The 21,168-nt window shown below is 62.2% G+C and carries 24 protein-coding genes and 2 tRNA genes; 19 read left to right on the forward strand and 7 right to left on the reverse strand.

Annotated features, from left to right (window positions below; translation table 11 throughout):
* Nucleotides 1–207: 207 nt before the first annotated feature.
* Nucleotides 208–1,356, forward strand: a complete 1,149-nt coding sequence (locus tag NKH73_RS26145; RefSeq protein WP_352937290.1) for an alpha-hydroxy acid oxidase — start codon at nucleotides 208–210, stop codon at nucleotides 1,354–1,356.
* Nucleotides 1,357–1,450: 94 nt separating this feature from the next.
* Here NKH73_RS26145 and NKH73_RS26150 read toward each other — a convergent pair whose 3' ends face one another.
* The 3 genes from NKH73_RS26150 to NKH73_RS26160 are packed head-to-tail and all read right to left on the reverse strand — an operon-like array spanning nucleotide 1,451 to nucleotide 4,346.
* Nucleotides 1,451–2,374, reverse strand: coding sequence for a DUF6492 family protein (locus NKH73_RS26150; protein WP_352937292.1), 924 nt, complete (start codon nucleotides 2,372–2,374; stop codon nucleotides 1,451–1,453).
* Complete coding sequence (locus NKH73_RS26155; RefSeq protein ID WP_352937293.1) at nucleotides 2,371–3,177, reverse strand: WecB/TagA/CpsF family glycosyltransferase; 807 nt, start codon at nucleotides 3,175–3,177, stop codon at nucleotides 2,371–2,373. The genes NKH73_RS26150 and NKH73_RS26155 overlap by 4 nt, the downstream gene beginning before the upstream one ends.
* Nucleotides 3,174–4,346 (reverse strand): glycosyltransferase, encoded by a 1,173-nt coding sequence (locus tag NKH73_RS26160; RefSeq protein WP_352937294.1) that lies wholly within the window; start codon nucleotides 4,344–4,346, stop codon nucleotides 3,174–3,176. The genes NKH73_RS26155 and NKH73_RS26160 overlap by 4 nt, the downstream gene beginning before the upstream one ends.
* 172 nt (nucleotides 4,347–4,518) lie before the next feature.
* Between NKH73_RS26160 and NKH73_RS26165 the strand changes: the two genes are divergently transcribed.
* From NKH73_RS26165 to proC, 3 genes are all read left to right on the forward strand, one after another.
* On the forward strand, nucleotides 4,519–5,517 hold the full coding sequence (locus NKH73_RS26165; protein ID WP_352937296.1) for a glycosyltransferase family 2 protein: 999 nt from the start codon (nucleotides 4,519–4,521) through the stop codon (nucleotides 5,515–5,517).
* Nucleotides 5,486–6,805: an O-antigen ligase family protein gene (locus NKH73_RS26170; RefSeq protein WP_352937297.1), complete on the forward strand. Its 1,320-nt coding sequence runs from the start codon at nucleotides 5,486–5,488 to the stop codon at nucleotides 6,803–6,805. Before NKH73_RS26165 ends, NKH73_RS26170 begins: the two co-directional genes overlap by 32 nt.
* 74 nt (nucleotides 6,806–6,879) lie before the next feature.
* Nucleotides 6,880–7,695: a pyrroline-5-carboxylate reductase gene (proC, locus tag NKH73_RS26175; RefSeq protein ID WP_352937299.1), complete on the forward strand. Its 816-nt coding sequence runs from the start codon at nucleotides 6,880–6,882 to the stop codon at nucleotides 7,693–7,695.
* Between the two features lie 14 nt (nucleotides 7,696–7,709).
* On the opposite strand, the gene NKH73_RS26180 is transcribed toward proC, so the two are convergent.
* Together NKH73_RS26180 and NKH73_RS26185 are read right to left on the reverse strand one after the other, a co-directional pair.
* Complete coding sequence (locus NKH73_RS26180; RefSeq protein ID WP_352937300.1) at nucleotides 7,710–7,907, reverse strand: hypothetical protein; 198 nt, start codon at nucleotides 7,905–7,907, stop codon at nucleotides 7,710–7,712.
* A complete protein-coding gene (locus NKH73_RS26185) occupies nucleotides 7,891–9,225 on the reverse strand; it encodes an NAD(P)H-dependent oxidoreductase (RefSeq protein ID WP_352937301.1) in 1,335 nt (444 codons plus the stop codon). The genes NKH73_RS26180 and NKH73_RS26185 overlap by 17 nt, the downstream gene beginning before the upstream one ends.
* 522 nt (nucleotides 9,226–9,747) lie before the next feature.
* Here NKH73_RS26185 and NKH73_RS26190 point away from each other — a divergent pair.
* Complete coding sequence (locus NKH73_RS26190) at nucleotides 9,748–10,482, forward strand: hypothetical protein (protein WP_352937302.1); 735 nt, start codon at nucleotides 9,748–9,750, stop codon at nucleotides 10,480–10,482.
* A 95-nt stretch (nucleotides 10,483–10,577) separates the two neighbouring features.
* Nucleotides 10,578–11,483: a YihY/virulence factor BrkB family protein gene (locus tag NKH73_RS26195; RefSeq protein WP_352937303.1), complete on the forward strand. Its 906-nt coding sequence runs from the start codon at nucleotides 10,578–10,580 to the stop codon at nucleotides 11,481–11,483.
* A 47-nt stretch (nucleotides 11,484–11,530) separates the two neighbouring features.
* On the opposite strand, the gene NKH73_RS26200 is transcribed toward NKH73_RS26195, so the two are convergent.
* Nucleotides 11,531–11,812 (reverse strand): DUF3606 domain-containing protein, encoded by a 282-nt coding sequence (locus NKH73_RS26200; RefSeq protein WP_352937304.1) that lies wholly within the window; start codon nucleotides 11,810–11,812, stop codon nucleotides 11,531–11,533.
* A 215-nt stretch (nucleotides 11,813–12,027) separates the two neighbouring features.
* On the opposite strand from NKH73_RS26200, the gene NKH73_RS26205 reads away from it, so the two are divergent.
* Together NKH73_RS26205 and NKH73_RS26210 are read left to right on the forward strand one after the other, a co-directional pair.
* Nucleotides 12,028–12,291, forward strand: coding sequence for a hypothetical protein (locus NKH73_RS26205; RefSeq protein ID WP_352937305.1), 264 nt, complete (start codon nucleotides 12,028–12,030; stop codon nucleotides 12,289–12,291).
* Between the two features lie 195 nt (nucleotides 12,292–12,486).
* Nucleotides 12,487–12,687, forward strand: a complete 201-nt coding sequence (locus tag NKH73_RS26210) for a CsbD family protein (RefSeq protein ID WP_352937345.1) — start codon at nucleotides 12,487–12,489, stop codon at nucleotides 12,685–12,687.
* Between the two features lie 85 nt (nucleotides 12,688–12,772).
* Here the strand turns inward: NKH73_RS26210 and NKH73_RS26215 are convergent.
* A tRNA-Thr gene (locus tag NKH73_RS26215) sits at nucleotides 12,773–12,847 on the reverse strand.
* 258 nt (nucleotides 12,848–13,105) lie between these two features.
* Here NKH73_RS26215 and NKH73_RS26220 point away from each other — a divergent pair.
* The 11 genes from NKH73_RS26220 (at nucleotide 13,106) to NKH73_RS26270 (ending at nucleotide 20,810) form a co-directional block, all read left to right on the forward strand.
* A complete protein-coding gene (locus NKH73_RS26220) occupies nucleotides 13,106–13,294 on the forward strand; it encodes a hypothetical protein (RefSeq protein WP_352937307.1) in 189 nt (62 codons plus the stop codon).
* A gap of 146 nt (nucleotides 13,295–13,440) precedes the next feature.
* Nucleotides 13,441–14,733, forward strand: coding sequence for a UDP-N-acetylglucosamine 1-carboxyvinyltransferase (murA, locus tag NKH73_RS26225; protein WP_352937308.1), 1,293 nt, complete (start codon nucleotides 13,441–13,443; stop codon nucleotides 14,731–14,733).
* A 294-nt stretch (nucleotides 14,734–15,027) separates the two neighbouring features.
* Nucleotides 15,028–15,459: a DUF2948 family protein gene (locus tag NKH73_RS26230; RefSeq protein ID WP_352937310.1), complete on the forward strand. Its 432-nt coding sequence runs from the start codon at nucleotides 15,028–15,030 to the stop codon at nucleotides 15,457–15,459.
* A gap of 10 nt (nucleotides 15,460–15,469) precedes the next feature.
* Nucleotides 15,470–16,762 (forward strand): histidinol dehydrogenase, encoded by a 1,293-nt coding sequence (hisD, locus tag NKH73_RS26235; protein WP_352937311.1) that lies wholly within the window; start codon nucleotides 15,470–15,472, stop codon nucleotides 16,760–16,762.
* 6 nt (nucleotides 16,763–16,768) lie between these two features.
* Nucleotides 16,769–17,254, forward strand: a complete 486-nt coding sequence (locus tag NKH73_RS26240) for a UPF0262 family protein (RefSeq protein WP_352937313.1) — start codon at nucleotides 16,769–16,771, stop codon at nucleotides 17,252–17,254.
* Between the two features lies 1 nt (nucleotide 17,255).
* Complete coding sequence (locus NKH73_RS26245) at nucleotides 17,256–17,723, forward strand: arsenate-mycothiol transferase ArsC (RefSeq protein WP_352937347.1); 468 nt, start codon at nucleotides 17,256–17,258, stop codon at nucleotides 17,721–17,723.
* Nucleotides 17,724–17,918: 195 nt separating this feature from the next.
* Nucleotides 17,919–18,137 carry a translation initiation factor IF-1 gene (infA, locus tag NKH73_RS26250; protein ID WP_006200926.1) on the forward strand — a complete coding sequence of 73 codons (219 nt, stop codon included), beginning with the start codon at nucleotides 17,919–17,921 and terminating at the stop codon, nucleotides 18,135–18,137.
* A 27-nt stretch (nucleotides 18,138–18,164) separates the two neighbouring features.
* On the forward strand, nucleotides 18,165–18,791 hold the full coding sequence (locus NKH73_RS26255; RefSeq protein WP_352937314.1) for a Maf-like protein: 627 nt from the start codon (nucleotides 18,165–18,167) through the stop codon (nucleotides 18,789–18,791).
* 31 nt (nucleotides 18,792–18,822) lie between these two features.
* On the forward strand, nucleotides 18,823–19,020 hold the full coding sequence (gene yacG, locus NKH73_RS26260) for a DNA gyrase inhibitor YacG (protein ID WP_352937315.1): 198 nt from the start codon (nucleotides 18,823–18,825) through the stop codon (nucleotides 19,018–19,020).
* 197 nt (nucleotides 19,021–19,217) lie between these two features.
* Nucleotides 19,218–19,293, forward strand: a tRNA-Phe gene (locus NKH73_RS26265).
* 212 nt (nucleotides 19,294–19,505) lie between these two features.
* Entirely contained in the window at nucleotides 19,506–20,810 is a 1,305-nt protein-coding gene (locus NKH73_RS26270; protein ID WP_352937317.1) for a tyrosine-type recombinase/integrase, read from the forward strand.
* Nucleotides 20,811–21,168 lie beyond the last annotated feature (358 nt).

The raw sequence follows: 21,168 nt of genomic DNA on the forward strand, positions 1-21,168 counted from the left end.
GGACTTTGACGATGGACCCTGCATGCGCGATCGGTGGCATCTGGCCGCGATGCTTGAAGTCAATCGCATGCCATCCTGTCTTGAAGCTTGGGCATTGCGCGACAGTGTGCTTTCGGGCAGGTGAACTCAGGCCAACGGAGTTGTGCCCAGGCCAACTGAGTTGAGCCCGGGCCAACAGAGTTGTGCCCGGGCTGACAGAGTGATGAGATGCGTCTGAGAAACTGCCATAACTTCCATGACTTCCGCAGCATGGCCAAACAGCGCCTTCCCCGACCGATCTTCAACTACATCGACGGTGCGGCAGATGACGAGGTCACCTATCGGCGCAACAGGGCAGCCTTCGACGACTGCGACCTAGTGCCTAACGTCCTGCGCGGCGTGACCAATGTGGACATGTCGGTGACCGTCATGGGTCAGAAGCTGGCAATGCCGGTCTACTGCTCGCCAACGGCGCTCCAGCGCCTGTTCCACCATCAGGGTGAACGTGCGGTGGCGGCCGCGGCAGCGAAATATGGCACGATGTTCGGCGTCTCCTCGCTCGGCACCGTCAGCCTCGAAGAGGCGCGCCAGATCAGCAATGGGCCGCAGGTCTACCAGTTCTACTTCCACAAAGATCGTGGATTGAACCGCGAGATGATGGCTCGTGCCAAGCAGGCCGGGGTAGAGGTGATGATGCTGACCGTGGACAGCATCACCGGCGGCAACCGCGAGCGTGACAAGCGAACGGGATTCGCTATCCCCTTCAGGCTCAATCTCGCTGGCATCACCCAGTTCGCGGTCAAACCGTCATGGGCGATCAACTACTACACGCATGAGCGGTTCAAGCTGCCGCAGCTCGACGGCCATGTCGACATGGGCGGCGGCGCGATGTCGATCAGCCGCTACTTCACCGAGATGTTGGACCCCGCCATGTCGTGGGACGACGTTGCCGAGATGGTACAGCACTGGGGCGGACAGTTCTGCCTGAAAGGCATCATGTCGATCGAAGATGCCAGGCGTGCGGCCGAGATTGGCTGCACCGGAATTGTCCTCTCCAATCACGGCGGTCGCCAACTCGACGGCTCGCGTAGCGCATTCGACCAGCTTGCCGAGATCGTCGATGCGGTGGGAGACAGAATCGATGTGATGATGGATGGAGGCGTGCAGCGCGGCACGCATGTGCTCAAGGCCCTCTCGCTAGGCGCAAAGGCCGTCGGATTGGGCCGCTACTATCTTTTCCCGCTGGCGGCCGCCGGGCAGGCCGGCGTCGAACGCGCACTGGAATTGATGCACATCGAGATCGAGCGCGGCATGAAGCTGATGGGCTGCACCTCGGTCAACGAGCTCACGCGACGTAACCTGCGCTTCCGCCAGTAACAGGCTACTTCCCCGCCTCTCATCACCCCCTGCCGCGAAAATGGGAAGGTCGGGATCGAACCCGGCGTTCAGGGTGATCGGGTCTGACCCGGAACTAATCAACCCCGATCAGACGGCGGATGCGGCCGATATCCGTGCCGATGAAGGACTGCATGCCGATGGCCACCTGTTCCGGCGCCATGGCGGCGACGAAGCGGCGGAACTCATCATCCGACAGCGCTTCGCCCGTCCAGTGGACGCGGCAGAATTCCTCCGAGCCGTGGAAATGACCGGCACCGTCGAGCACGTCGTCGACATAGCGGCCGTAGATCATGCATTCGGAGAATTTGCGCACAGCACCGACGATTTCGACCCAGTTGCAGCCATGGATCTTCTCGATCCGCGCGCACATGGCGGTCACGGTTTCGCGGCGCCAGGCAATCAGCGTCGAAATATAGTCGTGGGTGGAAATCAGTGAAGGCTCGATGCCGAGCGCCGAGCCCGCATTGCGCGACCAGATGCGATGCTCTTCATGGCCTTCGCCGGATAGCACGCCATCGCGGCGGAACAGACGCACCTTGCCGCCGCGCCAGAAGGCGCTGCAGTCGAAAGGTTTTAGGAACGCCACATCGGAATCGCAGAAGATCAGCACGTCTTCCCCGGCGTGCGCCGATATCGCGATGCGGCGAAGCTGCTGCACATGCCAGCCGCGCAGCGGCATGGTCTTCAGGCTGAGCCAGATGCGCCGGCGGAACAGGCTGAGCGGATCGTCGAAGGCATGCAGCCAGCGCGGCAACAGGTCCCGCTCGTCGACGATGGTGCGGCGGCTGTTCTCCAACTGGCGAAACAGCGCCATATCGCGATGCTCGACCAGAATATAGTGGTGCGCCACGCCGGAAACATAGCGGTCGAGGGTTTCGCACAGCAGGCGACAACGCTCCAAATCCGGCGCATAGCTGGCCGTCACGACCGCCGCCGTCGGCGTCGACCGAAGGACACCGGTTTCGGCGGCAGGGTTCGGCACGAACCGGCTGTTCAATGGCCCGCTCCGCGGCCTGATCTGGCAGGGGCGGGCCTGCGCAAGAATTTCTGGCCGATGACGCGCCACAGAAACACAGGATTACCGACCACATAGCGGCGCCAGAGGCGGCCCGGTTCGATCCACAGCCGAAACAGCCATTCGAGCCTGAGCCGGCGCATCCACAGCGGCGCCCGCGGCACCGCGCCGCTCAGGAAATCAAGCAGCGCGCCGACTGCGATCGGCAGCGTGCAGTGGCGCGCATCGATGTGGCGCGCAATCCACAATTCCTGGCGCGGCACGCCCATGGCGACAAGCAGCACGTCCGGCCGCAATCTGGCGATGCGATCGACGATTGCCGGTTCCTCTGCGGGGGAGAAATAACCGTCGTGGATGACGACGAACCTGTGCTGCAAGGCGAGCGCCGCCAGCTTCTTCGACGCCGCCTCGGCGTTGGCCTGCGTCGCGCCGAGCAGCCCCACAGTCAGCGGCCTGGCGGACGCCTGCAGGAAGGCAGGGATGAAGTCGGTGCCGTTGAGATTGTCCGGAAACCACGTTCCGTAGAGCAGTTTCGCCGCCAGATCGACGCCGACGCCGTCCGGCAGGATGAGAAAATCGTCGAGCGCCTCGGCAAAGACCGGGTCCGTATAGGCGACATTGGCGTTGTGGGCGTTGAGAAAGCTGACCTTGGTGAAGCGTCGCTCCGCAATCAACCGGGCCAGCAGGGCGACCGCGTCGTCCCAGCGGATGGCGAGGACGGAAATGCCGAGGATCGATTTCAAACTGTCGACCCCGAACGCGGCGCGGGCGGTGTGCATGTTCATGCCAACACCTCCTGCCTGACTGGCCCGAGCTTTTTCAGGCCGAGCCGGATTGCGGCATCGAGCGCTTTCACCTGCCGGTGGTGGAAAGCGCTGCCGTCGACATCCCTGATATCGGCCGCAGCGGCTTGCAGAGCATCGGCGAAGGCAATCGGATCGTCGGTCACGGTGCAATTGACCGGGCGATGGTCGATGCCGCGCAGCGAATGGCTGGTGGCGACGGAAGGCAGGCCGAGTTCGAAGATTTCGATGGTCTTGAGCTGCACGCCGCTGCCGGAGGTGCTGATATGGGGCTTCCACCCCGACCTGCGCAGAAACGCGCGTGCGGCCGGCCCGCGGCGTACGATTTCGAGGCCGGGATGTGCCGACGTGACGCCCGACGGCACTCGGCCGGCTATCCTGATGCGGAAATCCGGCCTGAGATGCGGCACCACTTTGTCCAGGAACCAATCGAGGCCGATGCGGTTCGGCTGCCAGGTCCAGGTGCCGATCAGCGCTGCGTCGCAATCGATACGGCGCGTTTTCTTTTGCGCGGGCGGCTCGGCGCAAGTCACCAGCGGCAGCACCGCCGAACGGTCGTCGGAGGCGACGCCGAGTGCTGAGCGATCTTCCTCGGCCAGCGTGAAGACGAAGCGCGCCCGGCGGCAAAGCCGTTCTTCCACGGCCTTAAGCAGCTTGGCCTCGCGGCGAAACAACAGGCGCTCGAGAACGCCGCCCGCAGCAGCGGCGTTCTCCAGCGCCGAACTGTGCTCGACATTGTGGGCAACGAAGATCGACGGCCGGTCGCCGAAGAGGTTCTCGAAGGCGCCGGCGAACTGCACGGAATTCAAGACATAGCCGTCGAAGGGGCCGGCGCGCTCGATGGCGGCGTGAACCTCGTTGTCGGTGACCACGCGCAGCTTGACCGATGCGAAAGTGAGGCCGGAGAGCATCGCCTTAGCAACCCAGCCGAGCTTTCGCAGCGATGATGCGCTTTCGGTGCGCACATCGACGGCACCGAGCACGATGGTGTTTTGCGGATCGCTTGCAGGCTTGCCCGGCCAGGTGAAGCCGGTCACGGTGACGCGCGCGCCGGCACGCCGCAACGCGGCGATGATCGCGGCATTGGCGATCTCATAGCCCGAGGCAAGTGCGCCGTCGGGCACGATCGATGTGGCAAACAGCAGATGCATCTCACCTATCCTGAGCGGATACGGCTAGCAAAGCGCGGTGAAGCCTTGATTAAGTGACGATATTTGGTGGCCCGAGGTCGCCGATTTGCGGGCTTGTCCGCGAAAGGTGATTAACGAAACGTTATCGTCGCGATGCTATCGAGACCCAACTCCCATCCCGGATTGGACACGGATGATCCCTTTGCCATCGGACGGTTCGGTATCGATCATTGGGCGGTCTCCCGGGCTCGTCACGGAAGCCGTCGAAGCGGTCGTCACGCTGCCGACCTTCAAACGGCCGGAGCAGCTGCTGGCAACGCTGGCGTCGCTCAAGGCCCAGAAAACCGGCAGACGCTTCGCGCTCATCGTCATCGAAAACGAAACCGAGGCGCGCGCCGGCGCCAAGGCGGCGCTGCCGCTGTTCGAACGCGGCGAGATATCAGGCATGGTGATCGTCGCGCATGAGCGCGGCAATTGCAGCGCCTATAATGCCGGCTGGCAGACGGCAATCCTGCACTTCCCCGATTTCAGGCACCTGCTGGTCATCGACGACGACGAGATCGCCGATCCACACTGGCTCGAACGCATGTGCAAGACGGCCGAGACGCTCGGTGCCGACATTGTCGGCGGGCCGCAAATGCCTGACTTTGCCGACCCGGCGCATGCCAGATGGGCCGAGCACCCGGTCTTTGCGCCACCCTACCGGGAGACCGGGCGCGTGCCCGCGCTCTATTCCTCCGGCAATCTGCTGGTCGGGCGCAACGTGCTCACCGCCATGGGGCCGCCCTTCCTCGACCTGAAATTCAACTTCATGGGCGGCGGCGATTCCGATTTCCTGAGCCGTGCCGCACAAAAAGGCTTTGTGCTTGGCTGGTGCGCCGAGGCGCAAGTGCACGAAAGCGTCCCGGCCCGGCGCGTCGAAGCCGACTGGATCCGCGCCCGCAGCCTGCGCAACGGCGTCATCTCGACACTGGTCGAGAAGAAGAAACGGGCCGGCACGCCGTTCGCCGGCACCAAGGTTTTTTTGAAGAGCCTGGCGCTGCTTGCCGCCTCGCCGTTTCGCGGCGCGATCAGGCTGGCGCGGACGGGATCGTTGGCAACGGCCTTGTACCCAATTCATGTCGCCCTCGGCCGCGTGCTTGCCGAATTCGGATATGCCAATGAGCAATACCGGCAGCCTGAGAAGAACTGAGCGCGCGCCGCTTAGCGCGGCGTTCACGCGCGACGGCATCGCGACCGCGATCGCGGCGCTGCTGTTCACCGTCATCCTGGTGTCGTTCCGGCCGTTCCAGCCGGCCGGCGCCGAAATGGCCGGCGATGGCGGCGACATCGTCAACCAGCTCGGCTTCGGCTCGCTTGGCGCGATCTCGATCTTCTCGCTGATGGCTTTTGCCGACCCGCGCGTGGTGCGCTCGCTGCTCAGCCCGTCCTGGCTGCTGATGCTGGGCTTCTTCATGCTGTCGGTGGTGATGGCGACCGACCCGCCGTCGGCAATGCGCGCCGCGTCCTTCACGCTGATCGGCATTTTGACGATGGCGACGATCCTGGCGCTTCCGCGCGGCGCAGAGGCTTTCTCGAAGGTCATCATTTTTACCACAGTCGTCGTGATGGGCCTCTCCTACATCGGGCTCATCGTCTTTCCGAACGAGGCGCTGCATACCACCGCCTCGCTGGAGCCGGAACATGCCGGCCTTTGGCGCGGCGTGTTCACCCACAAGAACATCGCCGGGCCTGTAATGGCCTGCTTCAGCTTCGCCGGGCTGTACCTCTATCGCCGCGGGCAGCGGCTATGGGGCGCGTCGATCTTTTGCGCGGCGATGATCTTCATGCTGCACACCGGTTCCAAGACGACGGCCGGGCTGGTGCCGTTTTCGATCCTGATCGTCGTGCTGCCGGGCCTGATCGGCATGCGGCTCGGCACGCCGATCCTGTTCGCGCTGGCCGTCATCGGCACGGCGATCGCCACGCTGGGCATCGTCTTCCTGCCGCCGGTGAACCATCTGGCGGCACTCTATTTTCCCGACCTGACCTACACCGGACGCACGACGCTATGGGAATTCGCCGGCGAGATGCTGGCGAAGCGGCCATGGACCGGCTACGGCTTTGAGAGCTTCTGGGGGACGCCGCTGCTGCTCAATCAGGATCAGCCCTTCGACCGGGTCTGGGACATCAGAACCATCGTGCACGGCCATAACGGCTACCTCGATATTGCGGTGCTGATGGGCATCCCGGCGCTCTGCGTGGCGGTCTACACGTTCCTGGTCGCACCGCTGCGCGATTACATGCGTATCCCCTTGCGCAAGGAAAACATCTATCTCGGCGACTTCTTCATGATGGTAGTGCTGTTCGCAGCGCTGAATGCCTTCCTCGAAAGCTTCTTCTTCCGTCGCGCCGATCCGGTCTGGCTATTCTTCGTGTTCGGCATGTTCGGCCTCCGGCAGGTGTCGCTGCGGCCGATGGCGGTCAAGGGTCCGTCCTGAGCCCATCCCTCCCAAGAGGGCTTTCCCGCTTAGTCGCGAGCGTCTATGGGAGAACCTTCTAGCGGAGGTTTTCCATGACGATCAGGCTTGTTCTCGCCGGTTGCGGCAATATGGGTTACGCCATGCTCTCGGGCTGGCTGAAATCCGGCAAGCTCGCCCCGGCGGCGGTTTTCGTGGTCGAGCCCAATGCCGATCTGCGCAAGCGCGCCGAAGCGCTGGGCTGCAGCGCTGCAGCGGATGCCGGAGGCATTCCAGCGGACGCGGTGCCGGCCCTTGTCGTCATTGCGGTGAAGCCGCAAGTGATCCGCGACGTGACCGCCGCCTACCAGCGCTTCAATGATGGCCGCACCACCTTCGTCAGCATTGCCGCCGGGACGCCGGTCGCCACTTTCGAGGGCATTCTAGGCGAACGCGCGCCAATCGTGCGCTGCATGCCCAACACGCCGGCGGCCATCGGCAAGGGCATGATGGTGGTGTTTTCCAACAGGCTGGTGTCCGACGACACCAAGCGCCTCGTCGCCGACCTGCTTTCGGCGAGCGGCGAAGTGACCGATATCGACGACGAAGGCCTGATGGATGCGGTGACGGCGGTGGCCGGGTCCGGCCCCGCCTATATCTTTCATTTCATCGAAGCGCTGACTGTGGCGGCCGAGAAGGCCGGATTGCCGACCAAGACCGCCAGGTTGCTCGCCATGCAGACGGTCTATGGCGCCGCCTCGCTCGCCGCCGAAAGCGGCGAAGATCCGGGCGTGCTGCGCCAGCAAGTGACCAGCCCCAATGGCACCACGGCCGCCGCGCTTGCGGTGCTGATGGGCGAGGAGCGGCTGACAAATCTGCTGACAGAAGCCGTGGAGGCCGCGCGGCTAAGGTCGATCGAACTGGGGAAGTAGTGGCAGGCTTCTGGCTAAGTCAGATCAGTGCGCGAAAAATCGTTGCCTGGTCGCTCCGTTCGCCCCCACAAGTCGTCGATCTCATCCTTGTTCACAGGCCGGCCGTCCTTGCCCGCTCTGGCTTTGAGATCGTGGGCAATGGCCGCGAGTCGTTCGGCCAGAGGACTGCGTCCACTTTCCCGCTTCAATTCGCCTTCACGCGCCTCGATCACTTCCCTGATCTCCGTACAGCATCTCGTCCTGCAGCCGGCGCAAGGCGAAAAGCCTGGTCGTCGGGTCGGGCGCGGCATTGCCTGACGTCAGCAGCTCGCCCTTCCTGACCGGTTTCAGCACCTTGCCGCCTTCGAGCAGCCCGACGGGCACGGCACCGTTGGCGCGAGCCTCTTCGACAGTCATGGTCCAGGAGCGGTAGCAGGTCTCGCCGATCGCATCGAACGTCTCGCCTGCGGCGAGATCGCGCTTGGCCACGGCGCAGACCTCGGCAACCGGTCTCGGCAGCGGCACCATGTCCGGCTTGCCATAAAGCGCAATGCGGGCGGCGGTGAGCGGTACTTCGAGCGAGGTCAGATGATACGGCCGGAAGAAGCTGTAATAGGGTCCGTGGCCGATATGCAGATCGTCCATGCGCTCGATGATGCGCGGATGCGTCGCCTCGACGATGACGAAGACGCCAGGCGCCACGCCCTTGCCGATAGTGTAGTCGACGACGCCCTTCTTCGACAGGATGCCGCCATCCGCGCGCGGGATAAGCACCTTGGCCAGTTCATCGCGGTCGGCCTTGGGGCCGTGCATGCCGGCAATATCGGGCACCAGCCCGGTGGCGTTGGCGATGGCGCACATCTCGACCATGGTTTTGGAGCCGTCGACGAATTCGACCAGCATGCGCGGGTTCATGTTGCGGCGCATCGCTTCCGCGCGATAGTCGTCGGGCACGGCGTCGTGGTTGAGCGGGTTGTTCTTACCCTTGCCAGCCGAGACGATGGTGTAGCCGAGCGCCGAGGCGAATTCGACCAGTTCCATGCAGCTCGACGGCTCGTCGCCGGCGCCCACGGAATAGACGACGCCGAGCCGGTCGGCCTGCTGCTTCAGATAACAGCCAATGGTGACGTCGGCCTCGACATTCATCATCACCAGATGCTTGCCGTGCTCCATCGCCATCAAGTCGAAATCGGCGGCGACGCCCGGCTTGCCGGTGGCGTCGATTACCACGTCGATCAGCGGATTGGTTACCAGCAGCTCGTTTGAGGTGATGGCGATCTTTCCGCTCTCGATTGCCTCGGTGACCTTCGTGTCGGTCTCGGCCTCCCGTGCCATCGCCTCGTCGCCATAGGCGATGCGGACAGCGTCACGTGCCGTATGCGGGCGGCGGGTCGAGACGGCGCACACCGAAATGCCCGGCATAAGCATGCCTTGCGTCACCAGGTCGGTGCCCATCTCGCCTGAGCCGATGACGCCGATGCGCACCGGATGGCCTTCCGCGGCGCGCTTGGCGAGATCGCGGGCAAGCCCGGTCAGGGCAACATTGGTCATGCGCAAGTCCACGGCTTTTGATTTGAACGGGGAATAGCAGGGAATAGTAACCTTTTGCCAACGAAACCGGGCCGCCGTCAGCAATTTCTTGTGGCGGGCTTTCACGCGACGAGCGGATAATGTTCAGCCCAGACACTGTTCAGAGATGAGGAGACGTGTCGGGCGCGGCGCGCGCCGGCAGGGACTTCAGGCGAAGTTGGCACGACAAAAGAGTTCACGCCGGCACGGCTTAGATCGATCAGGGACCGCTCCTCGGCGCTCGTCTGCCAGCTTCGTCGGAACTTGTATGCCGGCGATATCCCGAAGTCCGTTGCTGAACTGCAACAGCGCGGGAAAACCTTCGGCACGTCGAACCCTGGCCCGTATTGCCGCAAAGGGGAGCCCCACGCGGGCGTGGGGCATACGGCGCGTCCAACCGGCATCATGGCAAGCGGCAGGGCATAGGGCACAGCAACTTGACAAAGCCCCAGTCTTTCAAATTGAGTGAAATCACGATTAATAGACAGTCGGCAAAAGACAGATATGAGCGAGACAAACATGGCGTGGAGCGAAAGCACGAGCGATTACGGTAAAGGCCATTATTTCAACCAAATGGGCCTTGCCCTGCTGGTGCTCGTCGTTCTCGTCGCCCTGCCGCTCGTCTTCCTTCCCGACTCCATACGAAAAGTTTACCTCGGTGAGGGCGGTCCGATTGAGGTCTTCTCGGCCTCCGGCTATCTGATCGTCGTGGCAACGCTTATCCGGGAAATGCCCTATCGGGACCTGTTCAAGCGGTGGTATCTCGTCGCTATACCGATCGCGATGTGCCTGCGCGAGCTGGACTTCCATGCGCATTTCACGACATACAACATCACCAAGACCACCCTCTACATTTCGCCTGACGTTCCACTGTTGGAAAAGCTGATCGGCGTGACGATCATTGGTATCCTCGGCGTTGCCGTCTATTTGCTTCTGAGGGACGGCTTCCGTAGCTTCGTGCACGGGCTTCGCCATGGTGAGGCGACTGCGTTTGCCATTGCCGCCGCTATCGGTTGCACTGTTCTTTCCAAGGCTCTCGACGGAGCGCCATCAAATCTCACATTTCTCGACATCCACGTCACCCGGACCTATACCGCCATGGTGTTCGAGGAAATCCTCGAATTGGGGATTCCCATCTTTCTAGCCATCGCGGCGTTCTCGGCCTTCCCGACGCAGGATGGCCTTACGAAAAGGGTTTCGGCCCAAGTCGGTCCCAAAAACCCGAGATCCATCACCTAAACTCCGGATTCAAACGGACCATGACTTCTCGATTGCTGCTCTGGTCCGCTGCCGTGTTGCCTCTAATTGCTTGCTGAGAAGCAAGGTGACGCAACATGTGGAATGTGGCGAAAGAGGGCTGGGTGCTCCTTACGGAGAGCATTCTCGGCTTCATCAATGACAATGCCCTAAGCCACGGCGCAGCAATGGCATTTTATGCAACAACCTCGCTTGCGCCGATCCTGCTCATCGTTGTCGCCATCGCTGGCCTGGCCTTCGGAAACGATGCGGCGCAACTGGCGCTTTCGGCCCAGTTGTCGGGGCTGATGGGTCCGCAGAGCGCCGAGCTCTTGCAAGCGACAATCGAAAACGCGTCACGTCGAACGGCGGGCACTCTTGCTGCCATTGTGGGCCTCGTCGCGCTGTTCGTCACCGCGTCCGGCGTGTTCGGCGAAATGCAGCTTGCGCTGAACGAAATCTGGAAAGTCAAACCGGGCAGAACATCGATTTCCGGGCTTGTGCGCGCCCGCGCCGCAAGCCTTGGCCTGGTCGCGGCGCTCGGCTTCCTGCTCTTGGTGTCCCTGGTCGCCAGCGCTGCAATTTCGGCGCTTGGCGAAATCATCAACGAACATCTGCCCTTCGGCACCATTATCCTGAGTGCAATCAACGGGATCGTCTCGTTTGTCCTGATCGCGCTTTTGTTCGCGGCAATTTACAAGATCCTGCCCGACCGCGCACTGCGATGGCGCGATGTTGGCCTTGGCGCGGTGGTGACGGCGTTTCTCTTCACGATCGGCAAGTCACTGATCGGCTGGTATATCGGAGCAAGCGCGATCGCATCGTCATACGGGGCAGCCGGTGCATTGCTCGTTGTGCTGCTGTGGGTCTTTTATTCGTCGGAGATCTTTCTGTTGGGCGCCGAATTTACACGCGCCTACTCGGTTCGGCACGGCAGCCGGTCCGATCTGCAGGCGACCATCGACGCATCGCGAACAGAAGCTGGCGACGGTGGCCAGGATTGAAAACTCAGAAAACGAAATCCTCGGCTGGATTGTTTTCGGCAGTCTCCTCACCGTGTTTCTAAGCTATTTCTTGCATCGACACCGGCGCTGAGGTATCCGGCGCGGCGCCGCGAAGGGATCGCCCTAGGGGAATCCGTTCGAAGCGACGCGCGAAGTTCCTTCGCAGCGGCAACAAGTTTGGCGCGGTTGCTTCCATGTCTCTTGATCAACTGATGGACTTGCGCTGGGGTGATGCCGTTCTGCCGGGCAAAGTGCGTTACTATGTAGTCCTCGCTGCCGGAGATCCGATCCCGGTGGCGGGGATAGAGCTTCGCCGCGTCGGCTGTCATTGCTTATTCTCCTTTGGTTACGTTTGCTAACGACGCATGGTTGGCCAACGCAAAAGGAGCGATTTCGTTGCCACATGCGACACCGGTGCGCCTCGGCCGTTCGCTGCAGGCCGAGCGTATGCCAAAGCAAACGGACCGACGCACGCCCTCAACACGTCGATTTTTCGAGACTCAGGCCTCTGGCACGCGCATGATATGGGCAGGGAGGACGAGCCATGCGCGAATTGCCAAAGAGCATTGACGCAGACGTTGTAATCGAAATCAGCAGGTTGCTCGACGACCATGCAAAGTCGGCACCGGTGCCGGTCCACAAGCTTGCTTCGATGATCTCGAAGAGTGTCGAGACCGACCTGCAGACAGCTTCCATCGAAGAGCTGATTGTGGAAATGGCCATGACCCGCCAACTCCCGATGCTGTTCGATCTACCGGAGGCGGATGCAGATAACGTCATATCGATCGCCTTGGCACGCGCCAGTTGATCCGGGAATTTTCTGTCGAGCGGATGTGATTTTAAGACGCGGGTCGTCTCCACTCGTTCTCACTCCAATTCGCCCCGCAGGCTCCGGCCGGCGGCTTTTGCTGCGTCGCCAACGATAATCGTCATGGCCGATCCGCTGTTCGGGAACATGTGGCGTTCATTTGCATTTCCTCTGAGCAACAAAGGAGGAAATTCCATGAACTGGGATCAGATCAAGGGAAAATGGATGCAGTTCAAAGGCAGGGCCAAGGAGCAATGGGGCGACCTAACCGACGATGACCTTGATCGCATCGAGGGCAATCGTGACCAACTCGCAGGACGTATTCAGGAGCGGTATGGAATCGCCAAGGAAGAGGCAGAGCGCCAGATAGACGACTGGTCCAGAAGCCTCACCTGATCGTTCAGTCGCGACGTGAAAATCAATCAGTACTGCGAAGGCAGCGGACAGCGCCTTCGCGCTCCTTGTCAAACAAGGCTTGGAATGGTGCTGCGAGAGAGGATTGAACTCTCGACCTCTCCCTTACCAAGGGAGTGCTCTACCACTGAGCTACCGCAGCCGCTGATGGCGGGGCTTCTGCCATATCGAACCGGCAAGCGCAAGGCCGGGTGCAAGGCATATGTTGAAAGCCGGGACTGGAGATTTCCCGGACATGGCAACGCCACAATGTTGGCTATCCCTGATTAGCGGCCGGCGCATCGGCCCGAAAATCGGAATCGATTTTCGGAAAGCACGATGCGTGGATAAAAAGTGTTAGAGCGTACTTTGTGCGTTCAAGCGGACGCACGTCGCTCTAATCGTCAGCCGGGACGGAACCATGAACGACACGACAATTCCACCTGACAAAGACACCCCCCCGAAAAAGGCCGACCGCAAGAGCCGGCTTGCCGAGCAATTGCGCGCCAATCTGCAGAAGCGCAAGGCGCAGTCGCGCTCGCGGCGCACCGGGGACGCCGACAAGCGGCCGGACGGGCTCGGCGCGTTAAGGGAAACGCAAAAGGATTGACCTATATCAACAGGCTGGGACCAGGGTGGGGAATCCTGTTTCTTGAACCAAGCCGGCCAATGGTTTAGACGGGCCGGGGTCTAGACCGGCCACAACAGACTCAACCGATTGAAAACCGGCCTTGCGGCCGAGGGGACCCTCTTAAAATGGATCGCATCAGAATTGTCGGCGGCAACAAGCTTGCCGGAAGCATTCCGATCTCGGGCGCGAAAAATGCCGCGCTGCCGCTGATGATCGCCTCGCTGCTCACCGACGACACGCTGACCCTGGAAAACGTGCCGCACCTTGCCGATGTCGAACAGCTTATCCGCATCCTCGGCAATCATGGCGTCGACTATTCGGTCAACGGCCGCCGCGAAAAGCAGCAGGAGGGCTATTCGCGCACCATCAATTTCTCCGCCCGCAACATCGTCGACACCACGGCGCCCTACGAGCTGGTGTCGAAGATGCGCGCATCTTTCTGGGTGATCGGCCCGCTGCTTGCCCGCATGGGGGAGGCCAAGGTGTCGCTGCCCGGCGGCTGCGCCATCGGCACGCGCCCGGTCGATCTTTTCCTGGAAGGCCTTCAGGCGCTGGGCGCCGATATCGATGTCGACACCGGCTATGTCATCGCCAAGACCAGGAACGGCCGCCTTGTCGGCAACCGCTATGTCTTCCCGAAAGTATCGGTCGGCGCCACCCACGTGCTGATGATGGCCGCGTCGCTGGCCAAGGGCGAGACGGTGCTCGAAAACGCCGCCCGCGAGCCCGAGATCGTCAATCTCGCCGATTGCCTCAACGCCATGGGCGCCAGGATTTCCGGCGCCGGCACCGCGACCATCACCATCGACGGCGTCGAAGCGCTGTCGGGCGCGCGCGTCCGGGTGATACCCGACCGCATCGAGACCGGCACCTATGCGATGGCCGTCGCCATGACCGGCGGTGACGTCGTGCTCGAAGGCGCACGCGCAGACTTGTTGCAGACCGCGCTCGACGTGATTTCGCAGACCGGCGCCGAGATCACGCAGACCAATTCCGGCATCCGCGTGCGGCGCAACGGTGCCGGCATTGCGCCGGTCGATGTGGCGACGGCGCCGTTCCCGGCATTCCCGACCGATTTGCAGGCACAGTTCATGGGCCTGATGACCATGGCCAAGGGCAAGTCGCGGATCACCGAGACAATCTTCGAAAACCGCTTCATGCACGTCCAGGAGCTCGCCCGGCTCGGCGCCCACATCACGCTTTCCGGCCAGACGGCGATCGTCGACGGTGTTGCGAAGCTGAAGGGCGCCCCGGTTATGGCGACCGACCTTCGCGCCTCGGTGTCGCTGGTCATCGCCGGCCTGGCGGCCGAGGGCGAGACCACGGTCAACCGGGTCTATCATCTCGATCGCGGCTTCGAGCGGCTGGAGGAAAAGCTGTCCGGCTGCGGCGCGGTGATCGAGCGGATCTCGGCTTAACCCCAGGCTAACGGGGAGAAGGGGCTGGCCACAACCTCGGCTCCCTTTCTGCAACTCTGGAGATTAGCGAAATCCTCTGCCAAGGCGTCCTTGTCCCCTTCACTATACGGGGAGACGTGCCCGGTAGGGCGATGAGGGCAGCGCAAACCTGAAGCGATTGGCGCGGTTGCACGGATCGCCAAGACCGTCTGTTTTGTTGCCTGGAGCATGATCTTTTCCAAAAACCGGTTTCCACTTTCTGGGATCATGCTCTAACAGGAGGTTGAATAGTCAACTTTCAGGTACGAAATCCGCATGGCTCTCAAGCTTGTCGCGCTCGACGATCAGGATCTGAGCATCGTCTCGGCCCATGTCCAGGACGCCGTGCTGAAGGTCGGCGACCTCGAATACATGCCGGCCCTCAAGCGCTTCGTGATGACCATGAACCGCTTCGTCTGGGAGGCGAAATCCGGTTTCTTCCGCCAGCACAATGAGCGGCGGCAAAGCGTGCTGCATTTCGACCGCGTGCTCGGCGCCAAGACCAGCGGCATTGCCCGCGACAAGCCCGATGAGGTGCTGTCGCTGCTGGCGATCAGCTTCCTCGCCCTCGACAAGCCTGCCGGCATTGTCGAGCTGATCTTTTCAGGCGGCGGCGCGATCATGCTCGATGTCGAATGCATCGAGGCGCGGCTCGCCGACATCGGCGGCGCCTGGGAAGCGACCTCGCGCCCCTTCCACAGAGCCTGAGCAGCGCAAGATGGCCATCACCCTTCGCCAGTCCGATGCCGATTTCGAGCAGCGTTTTGCCGCGTTCCTTTTGACCAAGCGGGAGGTCTCGGCGGACGTCGACGCGGTGGTGCGCGAGATCATCGCACGAGTGCGCGCCGAGGGCGACGCGGCGCTGGTCGACTACACGCAAAAATTCGGCGGCGGCGACCTGACCAAGCTCGGCATTGCCGTCTCCAAGGATGACATTGCCAAGGCGTACGATGCGGCGGATCCGCAGACGGTCGAAGCGCTGAAATTCGCGCGCGAGCGCATCCGCACCCATCACCAGCGGCAACTGCCGCAGGACGACCGCTATACGGACGCCGCCGGCGTCGTGCTCGGTTCGCGCTGGACGCCGATCGAGGCGGTCGGGCTCTACGTGCCGGGCGGCACGGCGAGCTATCCGAGCTCGGTGCTGATGAACGCCATTCCAGCCAAGGTCGCCGGCGTCGAGCGCATTGCCATGGTTGTGCCTGCCTCAGGCGGCGAGGTGCCGCCGCTGGTGCTGGTGGCGGCCGATCTTGCCGGCATCTCCGAGATCTACCGTATCGGCGGCGCACAGGCGATCGCCGCGCTCGCTTATGGCACCGAAACGATAAAGCCGGTCGCCAAGATCGTCGGACCCGGCAACGCCTATGTCGCCGCGGCCAAGCGCCAGGTGTTCGGCACCGTCGGCATCGACATGATCGCCGGGCCTTCGGAAGTGCTTGTCGTGGCCGACGGCAGCAACGATCCGGACTGGATCGCCGCCGACCTGCTTGCCCAGGCCGAACACGACGTGTCGGCGCAGTCGATCCTGATCACCGACGACCCTGCCTTTGGCGCGACGGTCGAACGGGCGGTCGAACGCCAGTTGAAAAGTCTGTCGCGCGCCGAGACGGCGGCGGCGAGCTGGCGCGATTTCGGCGCCGTCATCCTCGTTCCCCGAATCGAGGCGGCACTGCCGCTGGTCGACCGCATCGCGGCCGAACATGTCGAGCTTGCCATCGATGAGCCGGAAGCCTTCCTGGCGCGGATGCGCAATGCCGGCGCCGTGTTTCTCGGCCGCCATACGCCGGAAGCCATCGGCGACTATGTCGGCGGCTCCAACCACGTGCTGCCGACGGCGCGCTCGGCGCGTTTCTCGTCCGGGCTTTCGGTGCTCGATTTCGTCAAGCGCACCTCGATCCTGAAGCTCGGGCCGGAGCAGTTGCGGGCGCTGGCGCCGGCGACCATCACGCTGGCCAAGGCGGAAGGGCTCGACGCGCATGGACGCTCCGTCGCCATACGGCTGAACATGTAGACTGACATGTCGGACTACGATCGAACCCATGCCAGGCTGATCGATGTCGAACTCGACGAGTCGATTGGCCGTTCGACGCCCGATGTCGAGCATGAGCGAGCGGTGGCGATCTTCGACCTGATCGAGGAAAACCATTTCCAGCCGGTCAATGACGACGGCGCCGGGCCCTACCGGCTGAAATTGTCGCTGGCCGAATCCCGCCTGGTCTTCGCGGTAACGCGCGAGGACGGCGCGACCGTGGTCACCCATATCCTGTCGCTGACGCCGCTCAGGCGCATCGTCAAGGACTATTACATGATCTGCGAAAGCTACTACGACGCTATCCGCACCTCGACGCCCAGCCAGATCGAGGCGATCGACATGGGCCGGCGCGGCCTGCACAATGAGGGCTCGCAGACGTTGATGGACCGGCTGGCCGGCAAGATCGACATCGATTTCGACACGGCGCGACGGCTGTTCACGCTGGTCTGCGTGCTGCACTGGCGAGGCTGAACTGCCAGCCCCTCTGCCCCGCTCGATCCTGCCCCGCTCGATCCTGTTTGTCTGCGGCATGAACGCCGTGCGCTCGCCGATGGCCGAGATGCTGGCGCGCAAGGCGCTGCCGACGACCACTTTCGTGGCGTCGGCCGGGGTGCGCGGCGGCGAACGCGACCCGTTCGTCGACGCCGTGCTGGCCGAGGACGGGCTTTCGCTGGGTGGGCGACACCCGAGAACGCTGGACGACCTCGAGGACGACTATTTCGACCTGATCGTCACGCTGTCGCCGGAGGCGCATCACACCGCGCTCGAGCTTACCCGATCGCTTGCCGTCGACGTCGAATACTGGCCGATGCCGGACCCGACCGACGTGGGCGGCACGCGCGAGCAGATCATGGCCGCCTATCGCGAGGTGCGCGAACGGCTGAAGGCGCGGATATCCAGCCGTTTTCTGGCGCCGGAAGCAAAAAACGGCGCTGATTAAGCATGTTCACAAGCGCGCGATTATCATATAGGTTCCGCCCAAATTCCGGCTGGAGTCGGATGATTTCAGGTCTGTTCGATCTGAAATCTGAATCCGCCTCTAAAGAAGTAGAGCATGATGTCGTCCGAAAACCGCTTCACACTTTTCGGCATCATGTTCTAGGCGCTGGGAATCCCATCCAAGCAAAGGTATCGAATGCCGAAGGAAGAAGTCCTCGAGTTTCCGGGTGTCGTCACGGAATTGTTGCCCAACGCGATGTTCAGGGTGAAGCTTGAAAACGAACACGAAATCATCGCCCACACGGCCGGCCGCATGCGCAAGAACCGCATCCGCGTGCTGACCGGCGACAAGGTCCTGGTCGAGATGACACCCTACGACCTGACTAAGGGCCGCATCACCTACCGTTTCAAGTAAGATCGCCAGAGTTCGGCCGGGATCGCGATGAGCATTTTGCAGAAGCTCGTGCTTGCCTCGGGTTCGCCGCGCCGGATCGAACTCTTGCAGCAGGCCGGGATCGAGCCGGACCGCGTGCTGCCGGCCGGTGTCGACGAGACGCCGCTGCGCGCCGAACATCCGCGCTCGCTGGCCAAGCGCCTGTCGAAGGACAAGGCCGAGAAGGCGCTGGCTTCGCTACAGAGCGAAGAGGACTATGCGCCCAGCTTCGTGCTGGCCGCTGACACGGTGGTCGCGGTTGGCCGGCGTATTCTGCCCAAGGCCGAAACATTCGACGACGTCGCCAATTGCCTCGGGCTGCTGTCCGGCCGTTCGCACCGGGTCTATTCCGGCATCTGCCTGATCACGCCGGGCGGCAAGCTGCGCCAGCGGCTGGTCGAGACCAGGGTGCGTTTCAAGCGGCTGCCGCGCGCCGAAATCGACGCTTATGTGGCCTCGGGAGAATGGCGCGGCAAGGCCGGCGGCTATGCCGTCCAGGGGCTGGCCGGCGCCTTCGTCGTCAAGCTTGTCGGCTCCTACACCAATGTCGTCGGGCTGCCGCTCTATGAGACGGTGGCGCTGCTGACCGGCGAAGGGTTCAAGGTGCACGCCAACTGGCAGTCGGTTCGGCCATGAATTTCGGGGCAACCATGACCTCGGGGCAACCATGAGCCCGGACGACAAGGTCACGCCGCTGCGCCCCAAGCGGCCCTGCCCCGAATGCGGCAAGCCATCGGCACGCGAGACCTATCCATTCTGCTCGGCGCGCTGCAAGGACATCGACCTTAACCGCTGGCTCAAGGGCGCCTACGTCATTCCGGCCCGCGACGATGAGGAAGAAACGGACGGCGATCCTCCCAAATGAAGCCGTTCGGGAGCAGTCCGCCGGTCTCGACCGCGCCCGATGAATCGGCCTGTCGAGCAACTCCTCGTTTCCCGCTTGAAATCAACGCTTAAGCGCTGGACAGGCCGGATTCCCGTGCTATAACCCACGCGCTTTCAAGGGGTGCCTGTGGCGCCTTCATGAAATCCGGTGTGCAGAATGCCCGCGTGCCGGAACAGGCCCAGATAGCTCAGTTGGTAGAGCAGCGGACTGAAAATCCGCGTGTCGGTGGTTCGAATCCGCCTCTGGGCACCATTCCCCCTTCTCCCGACATTCCTTTTCGCCGAACCTTCTACGCTGCAGTTTCTGCAAGCCCTTGGGATTGTTGATCTTTTGCAGTCGCATTGCGCAATTAAGCGGGACAGGGAGCGCATAGGGCGCATTTGGTCCAACGGGGCGGGGGGATGGTATTTCCGTTGGTATTGGACATCCTGATGGTATCCAAACAGCCAAGGGAGACCTGACGAATGCCCCTCTCCGACGTGAAATGTCGAAACGCCCGCCCTGCTTCCAAACTCGTGAAATTGTCTGACGGGGGCGGGCTGCAGCTATGGGTACAGCCCACGGGCTCTCGCCTCTGGCGGCTCGCCTACCGCTTTGACGGCAAGCAGAAACTGCTCGCGCTGGGCAGCTATCCCCTTCTCTCTCTCTCCGAGGCACGGGAGGCGCGCGATGATGCTAAAAGGCTCCTGCTAGCTGGCGTCGACCCTGGAAAGGAACGCAGCTTGCGGAAGGCCGATTCGGCAAAGGACTCCTTTCGCTCAATCGCGGAGGAATATGTCGACAAGCTAAAGAAGGAGGGACGTGCCGACCGGACGATCAGCAAGGTCAAATGGCTGCTCGATTTTGCCTACCCGATAATCGGCGACAAGTGCATTCGGGAGATCGATACGGCCAGCATCCTTACCGCCCTCCGTCGCGTCGAGGTTCGCGGTCGATATGAGTCGGCCAGGCGACTGCGCTCCACCATCGGCAGCGTGTTTCGATACGCGATCGCGACCGCACGCGCCGAGACAGATCCGACCTTCGCCCTCAGAGGCGCACTCATCAGTCCGAAGGTAACGTCTCGCGCCGCGATTACCGATCCGAAGGCCTTGGGCGGTTTGCTGAGGGCGATCCATGCATTTGACGGACAGCCTACAACCCGAGCCGGTCTGAAGCTGATGGCGCTGCTGTTTCCCCGCCCCGGCGAGCTTCGCGCCGCTGAATGGGAAGAGTTCGATTTTGAAAGCTCGGTGTGGACGATCCCTGAAGCACGCATGAAAATGCGACGGCCGCACCGCATACCCCTATCAAAGCAAGCGATCAGCGTCCTGACTTCACTGAGAGGAATCTCTGGTGATGGATCGCTGCTGTTTCCCAGTGTTCGATCGGCTTCGCGTCCGATTTCCGACAATACGCTTAACGCCGCACTGCGTCGTATGGGTTATAGCAAGGAAGAAGCTACCGCGCATGGTTTTCGGGCAACGGCATCAACGCTGCTAAACGAATGCGGAAAGTGGCACCCGGACGCCATAGAGCGGCAGCTGGCCCACATCGAGAACAACGACGTGCGTCGCGCCTACGCCCGGGCAGAGCACTGGGAAGAGCGCGTTAACATGATGCAATGGTGGGCCGATTATCTGGATGAACTGGGGAGCAAAAACGCGCGGGTGATCTCAATCGGGGAACGCGGCAAGCCTGCTGTCCCATCGCGAGCGTCCACTTTAACCCCAACAGCGACGGTTCACCAAACGCCAAGACGAGCCTCCAACCTTCGAAGATCATACTGAGTTTGAAAAAGGACGGATAACTAAATAGTGAGCCCGGAGGGTGTGATGCCTCTAAGGAAAATCGATTGTTTAGCTGATGGTTGCCCAGCCCATATTCTCCGGATGGTCTGGCGAACCTGAGGTCCGACGCCAGGAATGATCCTATAATCGTCAGATCGCTGCGGCCTACCGATTCGGGTCTTCTCAGTACGAGGTATTTCATCCGCGACCAAAAGTCATTCCAACTATCGGATGGGCGTAGCGTCTTTCATCACTCGACACCAAGCCGCGATTGTGCAAGGTCCAGTCTCGGAATCGCTATCTCCCACCGGGCACTGTTGCGTATCAGCCGACTGAGAAGAGTCCGCTAGACTTGCGC

The organism is Mesorhizobium sp. M0938, assembly GCF_040319125.1.
GTDB lineage: Bacteria > Pseudomonadota > Alphaproteobacteria > Rhizobiales > Rhizobiaceae > Mesorhizobium > Mesorhizobium robiniae.